This is a genomic window from Adlercreutzia sp. ZJ242, assembly GCF_011038995.1.
Taxonomy (GTDB): domain Bacteria; phylum Actinomycetota; class Coriobacteriia; order Coriobacteriales; family Eggerthellaceae; genus CAAEEV01.
The window spans coordinates 23,495-37,481 of sequence record NZ_JAAKEE010000023.1; the positions used below are offsets into that span (position 1 = coordinate 23,495).

General features: G+C 67.9%; 6 protein-coding genes and 1 pseudogene. 5 read left to right on the top strand and 2 right to left on the bottom strand.

Annotated features, from left to right (window positions below):
• The first annotated feature begins 2 nt into the window (after positions 1 to 2).
• The 4 genes and pseudogenes from G7Y49_RS07055 to G7Y49_RS12260 form a co-directional block, all read left to right on the top strand.
• Positions 3 to 1,226, top strand: coding sequence for an energy-coupling factor transporter transmembrane component T (locus G7Y49_RS07055; RefSeq protein ID WP_165172413.1), 1,224 nt, complete (start codon positions 3 to 5; stop codon positions 1,224 to 1,226).
• Positions 1,214 to 2,875, top strand: coding sequence for an ABC transporter ATP-binding protein (locus G7Y49_RS12255; RefSeq protein ID WP_241157314.1), 1,662 nt, complete (start codon positions 1,214 to 1,216; stop codon positions 2,873 to 2,875). The genes G7Y49_RS07055 and G7Y49_RS12255 overlap by 13 nt, the downstream gene beginning before the upstream one ends.
• Entirely contained in the window at positions 2,872 to 3,576 is a 705-nt protein-coding gene (locus G7Y49_RS07070) for an ECF transporter S component (RefSeq protein ID WP_165172415.1), read from the top strand. Before G7Y49_RS12255 ends, G7Y49_RS07070 begins: the two co-directional genes overlap by 4 nt.
• A gap of 1,423 nt (positions 3,577 to 4,999) precedes the next feature.
• Positions 5,000 to 5,596, top strand: a pseudogene (locus G7Y49_RS12260) (InlB B-repeat-containing protein); the annotation flags it as partial.
• A gap of 718 nt (positions 5,597 to 6,314) precedes the next feature.
• Here G7Y49_RS12260 and G7Y49_RS12265 read toward each other — a convergent pair.
• Complete coding sequence (locus tag G7Y49_RS12265; protein ID WP_165172419.1) at positions 6,315 to 10,907, bottom strand: acyl-CoA dehydratase activase; 4,593 nt, start codon at positions 10,905 to 10,907, stop codon at positions 6,315 to 6,317.
• A gap of 470 nt (positions 10,908 to 11,377) precedes the next feature.
• Entirely contained in the window at positions 11,378 to 13,165 is a 1,788-nt protein-coding gene (locus G7Y49_RS07085; RefSeq protein WP_165172421.1) for a response regulator transcription factor, read from the bottom strand.
• A 313-nt stretch (positions 13,166 to 13,478) separates the two neighbouring features.
• Here G7Y49_RS07085 and G7Y49_RS07090 point away from each other — a divergent pair, with 313 nt between their 5' ends.
• Positions 13,479 to 13,727, top strand: a complete 249-nt coding sequence (locus G7Y49_RS07090; RefSeq protein WP_165172371.1) for a hypothetical protein — start codon at positions 13,479 to 13,481, stop codon at positions 13,725 to 13,727.
• Positions 13,728 to 13,987 lie beyond the last annotated feature (260 nt).

Here is a 13,987-nt window from a genome sequence, read left to right on the forward strand (position 1 = left end):
AGATGACCCACGGCGAAACCCATAGCCGCGCAGGCGTCAGCGATTCCGGCGGCTTCGGCGGCACCCAAGAAGCGCAAGGCGCCAGCGACTTCGACGGCGCCCCGGATGCGCAAGGCGCCAGCAGCTCCGCCGGCACCCCAGATGTGCAAGGCGCGTGCAGCGAAGGGCAGGGGGGCCTTCCCGACGAAGGCCCCCGCTCCTTTGCCGCGAGCGCCTTCGACGCGCTGCACCCCACGGTGGCGGTGGCCTATGCTGCCATCGCGCTCGTGCTCACCATGGCCGCCTTCCAGCCGGTGCTCGTGGCGTTCGCGCTTGCGTCGGCAGTCTGCCTGGGCGCGTGCCTGCGCGGCGGCCGCCAGGTGGCGCGCGCCGCGCTGTGGCAGGTTCCGATGCTGGTGCTCGTCGCGCTCGCCAACCCGCTCTTCTCCCCGATGGGCTCCACGGAGCTCTTCCGCATCGGCGTGCGCGCCGTGTACCTCGAGAGCTTCGCGTACGGCCTCTGCATGGGCGCGCTGCTCATGGCCGTCATGGTCGAGTTCTCCAACGCGGCGTGCGTGCTCACGTCCGACAAGGTGACGGGCGTGCTGGGCAACCGCCTGCCCACGGTGGCGCTCATGACGTCGATGTGCATGCGCCTCATCCCGCGCTTCGTGCGGCAGGGCCGCGAGATCAGCGCCGTCCAGGGGGCATGCACGGCGGCGCGCCGGAGCGTCTCGTATGCATGCGCAAGCGAGCTTCCACATGCGGAAGCGGGCGAAAGCCCAACTGCGGGCGCGCACCAACGCGCGCAGCGCGCACGCGCAAACGAAGCCGTCGGCGAAAGCGTCCCCCGAGCCCCGCGCTCAGCCGCCCCGCGCCCAACCGCCGCGTCCGGCAAAGCCGCGCGGCTGCGCGAGGGCGCGCGCGTCGCCTCCGCCCTCGTGGGGTGGGGGATGGAGGACTCCCTCGAGACGGCCGACGCCATGCGCAGCCGCGGGTGGGCGAGCGGGCGCACCCGCACCACCTACCGCCGGCAGCGCTTCGCGCGCGCCGACGCCCTCGCGCTCGCCGTGGTCCTCGGCCTCGGCGCGGCGTGCGCCGCCTGCGCGTGGGCGGCCACGTCGCAGTACCGCTTCTACCCCTCCCTGAGCACGCCCACGCTGTGGTGGGGATATGTGCCCTACGCGCTGTACTTCTTCCTGCCGTGCCTCGTCGTCCTAGGAGACCGCCTGCGATGGATGCGCTGACTTACGAACGCTTCGGCTTCACGTACGCGGGCGCTGCCGCACCCGCGCTCAAGGACGCGGACTGGGCGGTGCCCCAGGGCGCGTTTGCCCTGCTCGTGGGCAACACGGGTTCAGGCAAGACCACGCTTCTGCGCTGCGCGAAGCCCGAGATAGCGCCGGCGGGCGCACGCGCGGGCGCGGTGCGCGCATTCGGCGAGGAGGTGGCCGCGGGCGGGCGCGCGCCGCACGTGGGGTATGTGTTCCAAAGCCCCGACAACCAGATCGTGTGCGACACGGTGTGGCACGAGCTGGCGTTCGGGCTGGAGAACGAAGGGCTCGACCAGGACACGATGCGCCGCCGCGTGGCCGAGGTGGCGCACTTCTTCGGCATGGAGCCGTGGTTTCGGCGGGAGGTGTCCACGCTGTCGGGCGGGCAGAAGCAGCTGCTGAACCTGGCGGCGGTGCTCGCGCTGCGCCCGCGCCTGCTGCTGCTCGACGAGCCCACCGCGCAGCTCGACCCCGTGGCGCAGCGCAGCTTCCTGCACGCGCTCTTCCGCGTGAACCGCGAGCTGGGCATCACGGTGGTGGTGGCCACGCACAGCCCCGAGGCGATGGTCGACTACGTCACGTGCGCCGCGCGCGTGGAGGGCGGGCGCGTGCTGCCCTGCATCCTCGATGACCTGCGGATTAGGGAAGATGAGGCGCCCGTTTGGGGTGCGGAGGCGGAGGGTGCGGAAGCGCTTGCGCCAGAGCGCGGCTCCGGTGCCTCGCGCCCCCCTCGCACGTCCCGCGCCCTGCGCCCCGCCTTCGCGCTCCCGCTCCGCCGCACGTTCGGCCCCGAACCCGCCCCCGCCGCCCCGCTCACGCTCGAGGGCGCGTTCTTCCGCTATGCGCGCGACGCCGCGTGGGTCCTGCGCAACATGGACCTCGACCTCTCGCGCCCGGGCATCCACGCCGTCGTGGGCGGCAACGGCTGCGGGAAGTCCACGGTGCTGCGCGTGCTCGCGGGCGTGCTTTCGCCTGAGCGCGGGCGCGTGCGCAACGCCCTGCGCCGCGAGCAGGTGCTGCTTCCGCAAGACCCCCAGGCGCTGCTGGTGTGCGACACAGTCCGCGATGAGCTGGGCGAATGGGCGCACGGCGTGGGTTATGGCCGCGCGGAGGTCGACGCGGTCATGGCGCGCATGGGGATTGGGGAGCTCGCGGACAGGCACCCCTTCGACGTGAGCGGCGGGCAGCAGCAGAAGATCGCGCTGGCGAAGCTCATGCTCACGCGCCCGCGCCTTCTGCTGCTCGACGAGCCCACCAAGGGCCTCGACGCGCCCTCGAAGCGCGAGGTGGCGCGCGCGCTGCTCGAGCTGCGCGCCGAGGGGTGCCAGGTGGTGCTGGTGACGCACGACCTGGCGTTCGCCTCGCGCGTGGCCGATGACATGACGATGCTCTTCGACGGCGAGGTGGCATGCAGCCAGCCCGCGCGCGCGTTCTGCCGCGAGAACCTGTTCTACCGCCCGCAGCCCGACCGGTTCACGCAGCTCTGGGACGCGGAAGAGGCGAACCGGGCGGTCCAGGCGCGTTCTGCCGCGCCTGGCTCCGCCGCGCCCGATGTCGCGCCTCCTACCGCCCCATGCTCCGCGATCCCGTCTGAGGCTGCCGCGAAAGGCCCCCGCGCATGAGGGCGCGCGTGCTCGTCGCGCTCGAGCCGGTCGTGCTCGCCTGCGTCCCCGTGGCGCTGGCGCTCGCCGCCTTCTTCCAGCTCGACCAGACGGCGCTGCTCACCTTCGCGGTGGCGGTGGGCGCGCTGGCCGTGTTCTTCGCGGGCTGGGAGGCGTCAAGCCCTGCGCTGCGCCAGGTCATGCCCGCGGCGGTGCTCGGCGCGCTGGCGGCGGCGGGGCGCATCCTGTTCGCTCCCGTTCCCGACGTGAAGCCCGTGAGCGCCATCTGCATCCTGGCGGGCGCGGTGTTCGGGCGGCGCTGCGGCTTCATGGCGGGCGCGCTCGCGGCGCTCACCTCCAACTTCTTCTTCGGCCAGGGCGCGTGGACGCCCTGGCAGATGTACGCATGGGGGCTCGTGGGGTACCTCGCGGGCGTTCTGGCTGAGCGCGGGGCGTTCGAGACGCGCGAAGGCGTGCCGCGCCGCACCGCTGTCTGCGCATACGGCTTCCTCTCGGCGCTTCTGTACGGCGCGCTGCTGAACACGTGGACGCTCGTGGGGTTCGTGCACCCCCTCACGTGGGAGGCGGCGCTGCTCACCTACGGCGCCGCGCTGCCGTTCGACCTGGTGCACGCGGTGTCCACGGTGGCGTTTCTGCTGGTGATCTACGTACCCTGGAAGAAGAAGCTCGACCGCGTGCGAACAAAGTACGCCCTGAGATAGGGCAGGGCTCGAGCCGTCGCGCTTCCCGCCGTCGCACCGCTCCCGAACCCCGCGCTTTCCGCCGTCGCGCCGCCCTTGAGCCGCCGCGCTCTCCGTCGTCGCACCGCTCCTCCCTGCCACAGTCCTCTTGCCCCTTCCCTTTGTGTCGACTTCGTCATTTCTATGTTAAACTTATTTATTTTTGTCCTCCCCCTGTAATAATCTGCCCGATGGGCAGAAACACCCGTGTGCGCGCCTGTTTTGGCATCCGCAAAGCTTATGAGGGGCTCATGGCTTGAGCATCCCCTGTCATAAGCGCAGGCGCGCAATGAAGGCCGCAAGATGCGCGGTCACAACCCGCGTGGCAGGCGGCAAGTCGCGATGATGGGATAGGGTGGTGGAGATGTTCAAGAGACTCATAGGCTCGAAGGGAGCTCTCGAAGGCAAAGCCCTCTCGGTGTTCCTATCGGTTGTGCTCATCCTGGGAACCGCGAACGCCCCTGCGTTCGCCGATTCCGGAGCGGGCGGGGACGCTGCGGGCGAGCCCCAGACAGGGCAGGTCGCTGAATCAACGCAAGGCCCCGGCCGCTCTGCGGGGGCTCAGACTCAGGTTGACGAGCCTCAGGCGATTGCCGTCTCCATCGAGGGCCCTGACCAGATTTACGTCGGGCCCGCCAACGAAGCTAGATTGAGCCTTTTGGTTGAGAGGGGCGGCAGCCCTGTCGAGCTGCCATCGAGCACCGAGGTGGAATGGGCTTCAAGCGTGACGAGCGTCGCTTCTGTCGCCAGTGACGGCACGATGATCGGCCTGACCGGCGGCGAGGTCACGGTCATAGCCCGAGTTGCCCTGGATGGCGTCTCCTATGCAGCCGCGAAGGAAATTGCCGTGGTGGAGGATCCCCAAAAGGCAGACCTGTTCTTCACCACGTTTGCCGCCAGCGACGGCCACGGCCAGAACTCCTCCAACGTGCAGGTCTTCTACAGCATCAACGGCAGCGAGCTGGCTGAGATGGAGATAGGGGAGTCGTTTGCCGTCGAGAGAAACACCAGGTCGGAGTTTTACGTGAAGACGAAGGAAGGATACGGCGTCGGAACGACGTTCAGGCATTCCTCAACGGCGAGCAGTGACGAAGCAGGGAGATGGGCGAATGGGGTGTATTCCGATATCGACAACATTCGCTACAAAGGCACGCTGAGTCCCTTCGAGGATTTTCTGGGCGCAATCGACTCAGCCAAAGCGCGTGGTTGCACGAAAGAGTTTCACTATGGCAAGAACGACCAGGAGTCGTACCGGTATCGCCAGTTTGTGATCTCGGCTACTCCCGTCCCCGTCAAGGTGAAATACGATCTGGACGGCGGTCAGCTTGACGGTGAGTCCAGCCATGCAGATAGCAGGAGCTATTTCCATGGCAACGTTACGGAGCATCCGAACAGCAACATCATCATGCTTCCCCAGGAAGAGCCTGCTAAAGAGAACGCGCAATTCCATGGCTGGCAGCTGAGCGTTGACGGGCGAACCTATGGCGCAGGCGGCAGCGTGGACGTCAACGATCTCTGGCCGTACATAGGCAATGCGGCAGATCCCAAGAACGGAGTTGAAGTCACGTTCAAGGCTCTGTGGAGCAATCAGGTTTCGCTCAGCTATGACCCTCATGGTGCTACAGCAGGTACGCCTGTGGTTGACAGCGGAGCGTATAGTTCGGGAGATGAGGCTACGGTTAAAGAATGCACGTGGACGATGCTCAACCATGAATTCGACGGTTGGAACACCGAGGCTCAGGGCACGGGCGTGCGATACGAAGCTGGAAGCCTGATCCAGCTCAACGAGAGCACCGTTCTCTATGCGCAGTGGAGGCCGACCGGTAGGATAAACTACGTTGCGAAAACGCCAGGCGGAGAAGATGCAACGCCAGGCGGAGAAGTCAGCCCCTCGGAGGAGTGGGTTGCCCCGAAGAACGCAAGCGCCGTTGCCCAAGGCTCCACGGCAACGCCTCGGTCGGGCTATGCGTTTGATGGCTGGTATCGTGACGAGGGCTTGAACGCGAAAGTCGGTCTCGCTGCGTTCTTCGCTCCGCGCACTCCTGAAGGCGGCTGGGAAGGCGTGACGACCTTCTACGCCAAGTTCGTGCCGGGACCGGATGCGCCCACGCCGGGTCCCACGCCCACGCCGGGTCCCACGCCGGGGCCAGATGCGCCCACGCCGCCCCCCACGCCGGGTCCCACGCCCACGCCGGGTCCCACGCCGCCCACGCCGGGGCCGGATGCGCCCACGCCGCCCCCGGCGCCCGCGCCCATACCAGGGCCGGATGTTCCGACCCCGCCCCCGGCGCCTGCTCCTGACGCGCCTACGCCCGCGCCTGCTCCGGGTTCTGACACGCCCCTGCCGAGCCCCGGCGTTCCGGGCGACGCCCCGGTCGCCTCTGGCGGCACGACGCCGAATGGCACCGCGCCCAGCGCGCCGACGTCTGGCGAAGCGGCTGCCCCCGCGATCGCGCCTCTCACGGGCGCGCTCAAGGGCGCGACCGGAACCGTCAACGGCAGCGGTCAGACGCCGCTCGTCGATGACGGCGACGGAGCTATCCCGCCGGCTGAGGGCCGTGCGGGCTGCTGGATGCACTTCTACATCATCCTCGGCATCGTCGTCACGCTCGTCTACGCGGCGTGCGCGGCGGCCCGCAGAACGCTGTTCTCGCGTCGCCTGAAGGAGCACGAGGACGACCTCGCTGACGGCGGCGACTTCCCCTCGGGATCGCGCGTCCTCACGCCCTGCCGGCTTGGGCGCTCATCACGAGCATCTGGAGGCGGTTCTCCACGTTCGCGAAGCTCACGTCGGGGTCGTAGTCCAGAGGCAGGATCTGCGCCTCGGGGTAGCGGCGCTTGAGCGCCTTCGCGATGCCGCGCCCCACCACGTGGTTCGGCAGGCAGCCGAACGGCTGCAGGATCACGAACGTGCGGCAGCCGCGCGCGGCGTGGTGCAGGATCTCGCCGGGGATGAGCACGCCCTCGCCCGCGTCGAACGTGTGGTGCACGATGCTGTCGGACGCCTGCACCAGCTCGGGCATGCGCGCGGGGCGCTCGTAGAGCGGGTGCGCCCGCGCGATGCGGTCGCAGTTGTCGTGCGCCAGCTCGAAGAACTCGTCGGAGACGGCGTTGGTGAGCTTGAAGCCGAGCGGCTTGTCGACGTGGTACTCCTTCACCTGCGCGTGCTTGTAGAAGTACGTCTTGCGGATGACGTCGGTCATGCGCGCCTCGATGATCTCGAAGCCGTTGCGCTCGAGGTAGCGCTCGACGTCGCGGTTGGCGCCGGGGTGGAAGTTCAGCAGGTACTCGCCCACGATGAGCACGCGCGGCCGCGGCTGCGAGCGGTCGTAGCGCACGCGCGCCATGATCTCGATGCCGCGGCGGAAGCCTCGGTTCATGCCGCGGATCCCGCCGCCGATGCCCTCGATGAGCGCGTCGAGCGCCTTCTCGAACGCCGCGTCGGCGCTGCCCGGCTCAAGCTCGTAGGGGCGCATCTTGCGCAGCAGCTCCTCAAGTACGTCGATGCACGGCAGCGCGAACGCGATGCGCATGGCCGACGGCAGGCTCAGCCGGAACCCGGGGTGCAGGTCATGGGCGTCCTCGTCGTCGTTCGTGAGGATGGGCACGTGCGCGTACCCCGCGTCGTCGAGCGCCTTGCGCAGCAGCGCGCTGTAATGCGTGAGGCGGCAGTCGCCCACGTACTTCGCCATCCCGATGCACACGTGGTCCGTGTCGTACTTCCCGCTCTCGAGCGCGGCAAGCGCCTCGCCGATCACGATCTGCGCGGGGAAGCAGATGTCGTTGTGCACGTACTTCTTCCCCAGGCGAATGGCCTCCTCGCGCCCCAGGTCAATGGGCACGGCGTTCACGCCCTGCTTGGCGAACACCGCGGCCATCATGCGGGAGAACGCGTGCGAGGTGTTCGGCACGAGCACCGTCATCTGCGTCGCGCGGTCGGCGCGCGTGTACTTCACGGGGTAGGGGTCGGCCAGCGCGCGCGGCGCCAGCTCGTGCCCCAGGCGGCGGCGCAGCGCGAGCGTCTCCACGAACGAGCGCACGCGGATGCGCAGCGGCCCCTCGATGGGGGTCTCGTCCACCTTCAGGGTGAGCGGCGCCTTGCCCGACGTCTCGTGCATGAGGCGGATGATCTCGTCGGACAGGTAGGCGTCGTGCCCGCAGCCGAACGACACCACCTGCGCGTACTCGAGGTTCTCGCTGCGCGCCGCCATGAGCGCGCTTGAGAGCATGCGCGCGTGGAAGTTGTTCGCGATGTCCAGGCGGCTCATCGAGAGGTCCACCTCGTTGACGCCGGGGACCGCGTCGGCGGTGAGCACGGGGATGCCCTGCTCGGCGAACATGCGCGGGAGGTCGTGGTTCACGAGCGGGTCGTTCTGGTAGGGACGCGAGGCGAGCACCACGGCGAAGGTGCCGGCGTCCTCGGCGTGCTTGAGCGCCGCCTCGCCCGCGTTGCACATGGTGGCGCGGAAGGCGTGCAGCGCGGCGTCGGCCTGCTCGATGGCGGCGCGCGCGAGCTCGGGCGCCACGTCGAACGTGCGCTTGAGGTAGGCGACGAGCTGTCGGTCGCGGTCGGTTCTCCGATACCAGTGGAACAGCGGCGTGTCGAAGGGGATGCCGAAGCGCTCCTCGGGGTTGTCAGAGGCGCGCATGACCATGGGGTAGCCCTTCACCACGGCGCACATGCTCTCGGCCGTGTCGGCCGTGCCCTCGGGCTCGACGGTGGTGATGATGGGCATGAAGATGCGGTCGACCTTCTGCCGCACCAGGTCGCGCACGTGCCCGTGCACGAGCTTGGCGGGGAAGCAGATGGTGTCTGACGTGACGGCGGCCAGGCCGCCCTCGTACATGCGCCGCGTGCTGGGGCGCGAGAACACGGGGGTGAAGCCGAGCGACGCGAAGAGCACGCGCCAGAACGGGGCAGTGTCCCACAGGGCCAGCACGCGCGGCAGCCCGATGCGCAGGTTGCGCGCGGGCGCCACCTCGCGGTAGAACCAGTCGTCGAACAGGAGCTTCTCGCGCAGGGCGAACAGGTTGGGCACCTGCTCGAGCGCGACGGCGCGCGCTTGCGCCTGCTTGCGCACGCCCTCGTCGCGCGCGTCGCCGACGACCTCGCCCTTGGGGCAGCGGTTGCCGGTCACCCACGAGGTGCCGTCGGCGAAGGCCACGCGCGTGCGGCTGCAGTGGTTGGCGCAGAACGGGCAGATGAGGTTGGTTTGCTGCTCATAGGAGAAGTCGTCGAGCGCGTCTAAGCCGATGAAGGTGGAAGTGGGGCTGTATCGTTGAGGGTCGTCCGCTCTGGAGGCTGCGGGGGAGGCCCCGTGCTCGGGCAAGGCTTCGCTTGGTGAAACAGCCCACTGGGCTGTTTCAGTCGCTGCAGAATCTGCGCGCGGGGCCTCCCCCGCAGCCTCCAGAGCTGCTTTCTCGCTATCTGCGCGCGAGGGACGCTCAGCCACCCGCAGAGCTGCTTTTCCGCTGTTCCGCGGCGCTTCGCTGGCGGATCGGCGCTCTTCTAGGTGCTCCTTCGTCAGGAGGGCTACGCCGATGGCTCCCATGAGGCCGGGGTAGGGCGCGCGCGTGACCTTGCGGCCCACGTAGCGCTCGAAGGCGGCGAGCACGGCGTCGTTGGCGAACGTGCCGCCCTGCACCATGATGGCGTCCCCCAGCGCGTCGAGGTTCGCCATGCGGATGACCTTGGTGAACACGTTCTCGACGATGGAGGTGCACAGCCCGGCCATGATGTCGGCGGGGGTCTTGCCGTTGCGCTGCTCGGTGACCACCGACGAGTTCATGAACACGGTGCAGCGGCTTCCCAGCGCGGCAGGCGACTTCGATGAGAACGCCATCTCGGCGATGCCCTCCACGGGGATGCCGAGCGTGGTGGCGAAGTTCTCCAGGAACGACCCGCAGCCGCTCGAGCACGCCTCGTTCATGAGGATGTCGGTGATGACGCCGTGGTCCATCCAGATGGCCTTCATGTCCTGCCCGCCGATGTCGAGCACGAAGCTCACGCTCGGCAGGTAGGCCTGCGCGGCGCGCGCGTGCGCCACCGTCTCCACCGCGTGGTAGTCGAAGTGGAACGCCTGCGCGAACATGAGCTCGCCGTAGCCGGTTGACCCGGCGCCGAGTATCTCCAGCTCAACGCCATGTTCGCGGTACTTGTCGCGCAGGTTTGCGAGCGCGGCACGCGCCACGTCGAGCGGCTCGCCCTCGTTGGAGGCGTAGAAGGAGTCGAACGGCTCGCCGTCCTCGCCCAAGAGCACGAGCTTGGTGGTGGTCGAGCCCGAGTCCACGCCGAGGTAGGCGCGCAGCACGTCGCCGGAAGCCGCGGCGGGCGGGCGCATGGGCGGCGCGGCGTGGCGCGCCTCGAAGGCGGCGAGCTCCTCGTCGGTGGCGAACAGAGGCGGCGTGCGCGACGCGTCGGCGTCGGCTGCGGGGTTGTAGGAGGCAAGCACCGCGGCGGCCTCTTGCAGCGAGAGCGCGCGGTTCTGGCTGGTGGGGAAGTCGCGCGCCGCGATGGCCGCGCCGAGCGCCACCATGATCTCGGGATGCTCGGGGATGATGACGTCGGCGGGCGCGAGGCTCAGCCGCTCGGCGAACACGCGCACGAGCGTGGGGTTGAACGTGAGCGGCCCGCCCTCGAAGATCACGGGCGGCTCGATGTCGATGCCCTGCGCCAGGCCGCCGATGGTCTGCTTGGCGATGGCGTGCATGCTCGAGAGCGCGACGTCCTCCTTGGGAACGCCCTGGTTGAGCAGCGGCTGGATGTCCGTCTTGGCGTACACGCCGCAGCGGCCCGAGATGCTGTGCAGCGCCGTGCCGCGCGCGGCGAGCGCGTCGAGCTGCTCGACGGGCACGTTGAGCACGGTGGCGATCTCGTCGACGAAGGCGCCCGTGCCGCCCGCGCAGCTCCCGTTCATGCGCATGTCGGCCACGCCGAGCTTGCCGGTCTCGGCGTCGGCGGCGAAGAAGATCATCTTGGCGTCCTGGCCGCCGAGCTCGATGGCGCAGCGCGTCTGCGGGTAGCGTGCGCCGATGGCGAGCGCGTTGGCGACCACCTCCTGCACGTAGGGCACGTCGAGCAGGCGCGCCACCGTGGTGCCGCCTGAGCCCGTCACGGCGGCCTCGACGCGCGCGTGGGGGAAGGCCGCGCTCAGCTCGGCGAGCAGGACGCTCGTGCAGGCGGCCTGCTGGGCGTGGTGGCGGCGGTAGCGCGAGAACACGAGGGCGCGCGTGTCCGCGTCGAGCGCGGCCACCTTCGCGGTGGTCGACCCGACGTCAATGCCGACGAGCAGATGCGACGACGCAAGTGTCATGCGGACCTCCCGCCGCACGCGCTGCTCCCCTGACAAACCTGGGTGGATATAAAGCCTCTCAATAGCACCATAGCTTAATTATAGGAGCACTTCAGCGTTGCATAAACCGACAAACGACAGAGAAATGCCTGCTTGAGAGGCCCCGGACACATGCGTGCAATTTTTCAGCGAGATTTTGGCAGAAATCTTCAGATATTTGTCTTTTCAGGGACCTTGCACCCCTCTTTAGAGGCCTATTTCGCTCTGCTATACGCAACGGCAAAAGCAGCTTGCAGCAAACTTGCAGGTCAGAAGCTTTCTCCCGACCCCAGCTTTCTCTCGGTCTCTCGCAGAGAGACAAATATCTGAAGATTTCTGCCAAAATGAAGCTCCTGGCGTGCAAGGGGCGTGCAAGGCCGCTCCTGCCCCTACTGCGTCAGCCGCCGTCCATGCCGTGTCGGCTGCCGCCGTCCCCGCAGCCGCGGCCGCCCCTATCGGTCGTCCTCCTCGGACACCATCGCGAGCAGCTCCTGCTGCGTGTGGATGTCGAGCTTCTGGTAGATGTGGTAGATGTGCGTCTTGGCGGTGGACTGCGTGATGCAGAGCTTCTTCTGGATGTAGGCGGCGTTGTACCCCCTCGCCAGCAGGAAGAGCACCTCGGTCTCGCGGCGGGACAGCAGGTAGCGGTTCGCGATCGTCTCGCACTGCGTGCGGAAGCGCCCGCTGCGCTTCTTCGACGGCGTCTCCACGACGGGGGTGTTGTCCTTCTCGCCGTTGGCGCGCGCGGCGTCGATGGCGGCCAGCGTACCCTCGTCCATGAGGTCGTCGGTGCTGATCATGCGCGTGTTCAGCTCGGCGTCGGCCTCGTCTTGCGAGATGGTCAGCCGCCCGCTGTCGGCGATCGTCTCAAGGGGCGAGGAGCCCTGCGGGCTGAGCGGGTCGTTCTCCGCGCGCGGCTGGTCGCGCACCACCGCGTCGAGCTCGGCCACCTCGTCGTTGATGTCGTCGAGCGGGGTGTGGCGATGCTCGAAGTCGGGGTCGATCATCCGCTTGATGTCTCGCACGCGCGGCAGGAACATGTAGGCCAGCACGAGCGCGGCGATGTAGAACAGGATGCCGCCGTAGGAGCCGAACGGCGTGAGCGCGTCGAGCATGGCGGGGTTCGTGAGCGTCATGGTGCCCACGAACGAGCCGAGGGCCAGAACGCCGCGCCCCACGCCGAACACGAACACGGCCGAGAGGCGGAACGTCTGGCACAGCTGCCCGAAGAAGATCCACATGAGCGCCTCGAGGCACATGTAGCCCGTCACCAGGATGATGGACGCGGCGATGGAGTTGTCGGTGATCGAGAGCGGCAGGAAGCACAGCGTGAGCATCACCACGGGCAGCATCACGCGGAACAGCGAGTCCCAGTAGCGGTGCATGCCCGCGAACAGCGTGAGCGTGAGGATCACCACCACCACGATGGCCGCGGCCACCATCACGAGCGCGTTCACCGACAGGTCGGGCGAGGGGAGGATGATCTGCGTGGAGATGGATCGCAGCGCCCCCAGCGCGAAGCCCGCGAGCAGAACCGGCACGCCGAAGCGCACCGAGAAGCGCCCCTTGCGAACGGGCAGCGGCTCGAAGAGGGGCACCTCGTGGCGCAGGATGTAGCTCTCGGGCGTCTTCCTCCACAAGATGGGGAGCTCGGCCAAGGGCAGGAGCGCCGCGATGACGCCCGAGAGCGGCGCGGGGATCAGGTAGATCAGCGCGGCGTACACCACCAGGGCGAACACCATCGCGATCATGGTGTTCATCACGATGCTCGAGGAGCTGCAGCGCGCGAACGCCGTTCCCCAGAACAGCAGCAGCAGCGCCGAGCCCGCGCCCGCCACCACGCCCGCCACCGCGGAGAGCGCGGTCATCGCGCCGCCGGCAGCGGGGATGAACAGCGCGAAGGTCGCCGCGCACATGAGCACCGCCGAGATCCGCATGGCGCGCTTGGAGGTGTAGACGCGCAGGAAGCGCTGGTCGGTCGCGCCCATGGCGATCAGCGCCACGATGAACGTGATGATGGAGACTATGAAGAACTCCGTGATGGAGGCGAACGAGAACGAGCGCGCCCCGAGCGTGGTCAGCTGGGGCACGCCGAAGAGGGTGGAGGTGCCGAAGAGGGCCGCGTAGATCCACGCCTGGTGCAGGCCGAAGCCGACGGAGAGCGCGGAGAGCTCGCCTTGGGAGTCGAAGCCCTGGGCGTCGCTGATGACGACGTTGACGCGCGGGAGATGTAACGCCATGGTGCCTACCTTCAAGAGGATCGCTATGGTTGCAGGTATTGTCTGCATTCTAGCAATCACATCGTGAAAACGGAGCGTGCGCGCAGAAATTTCCCGCCGTGCGAACCGCGCGCTCAATCAGACTCAAACTATGCGTTTCACATGGGAAAACGCGAAAAAGCGAAGTATGAGGGTTCGAGGAAAATCAAACCGAAAATCGTCCACTCACCCCTGAAAGTGAGCACCGAAAGTCTGACCACACGCAAGGCGCCTTCTCGTAATCTAACGCCGTTAGGTTTTCGCGAACGTAGCGAAAATAGGAAAGGAGACTAACATGTGTTTTAGACCGGCAGATGCCTCCGCTGGCGCGGGCCCGAACAAGTGCCCCGAGTGCGGCAAGCCCATCCAGTCCATGGGCGGCCTCGTCCTGAAGTCCTGCCCCTTCTGCAAGTGCGACTTCACCCCCTACCTCAACGGCGAGAAGGCCGTGCCCGGCGCCCCTGCGGCCCCCGGCGCGCCCGCCGCGCCCGGCGCCCCGAAGGCCCCCGGCGCCCCCGCGGCCCCGAAGGCCCCCGGCCAGTAGGCTGCAAGAGGCATCCATCCCTCGGCTTCAAACGCAGCTTGCGCCAACTAGGGAGGGCGCAGGCAGCCGAGCGGAAGAACCACACTTCCACCCGGTGCGTTTGCAGATAGCGCGTTTCCACAAGGCGCGCGAATAGTTTTCTACGGAAAAAGTTAGAAACGTGGAGAAAGAAGGAAAGTATGGCATACGGTAAACAGTGGCAGACCGTAATGGAGGACGGCACCGTCGTCACCCGCTCCAACACCTGGTCCCCCCCGGGA

Excerpts from the sequence above, each read along its gene's own strand:
- G7Y49_RS07070 (WP_165172415.1), top strand. The coding sequence starts at position 2,872 with ATGAGGGCGCGCGTGCTCGTCGCGCTCGAGCCGGTCGTGCTCGCCTGC.
- G7Y49_RS12255 (WP_241157314.1), top strand. The coding sequence starts at position 1,214 with ATGGATGCGCTGACTTACGAACGCTTCGGCTTCACGTACGCGGGCGCT.
- G7Y49_RS12265 (WP_165172419.1), bottom strand. The coding sequence starts at position 10,907 with ATGACACTTGCGTCGTCGCATCTGCTCGTCGGCATTGACGTCGGGTCG.
- G7Y49_RS07085 (WP_165172421.1), bottom strand. The coding sequence starts at position 13,165 with ATGGCGTTACATCTCCCGCGCGTCAACGTCGTCATCAGCGACGCCCAG.
- G7Y49_RS07055 (WP_165172413.1), top strand. The coding sequence starts at position 3 with ATGACCCACGGCGAAACCCATAGCCGCGCAGGCGTCAGCGATTCCGGC.
- G7Y49_RS07090 (WP_165172371.1), top strand. The coding sequence starts at position 13,479 with ATGTGTTTTAGACCGGCAGATGCCTCCGCTGGCGCGGGCCCGAACAAG.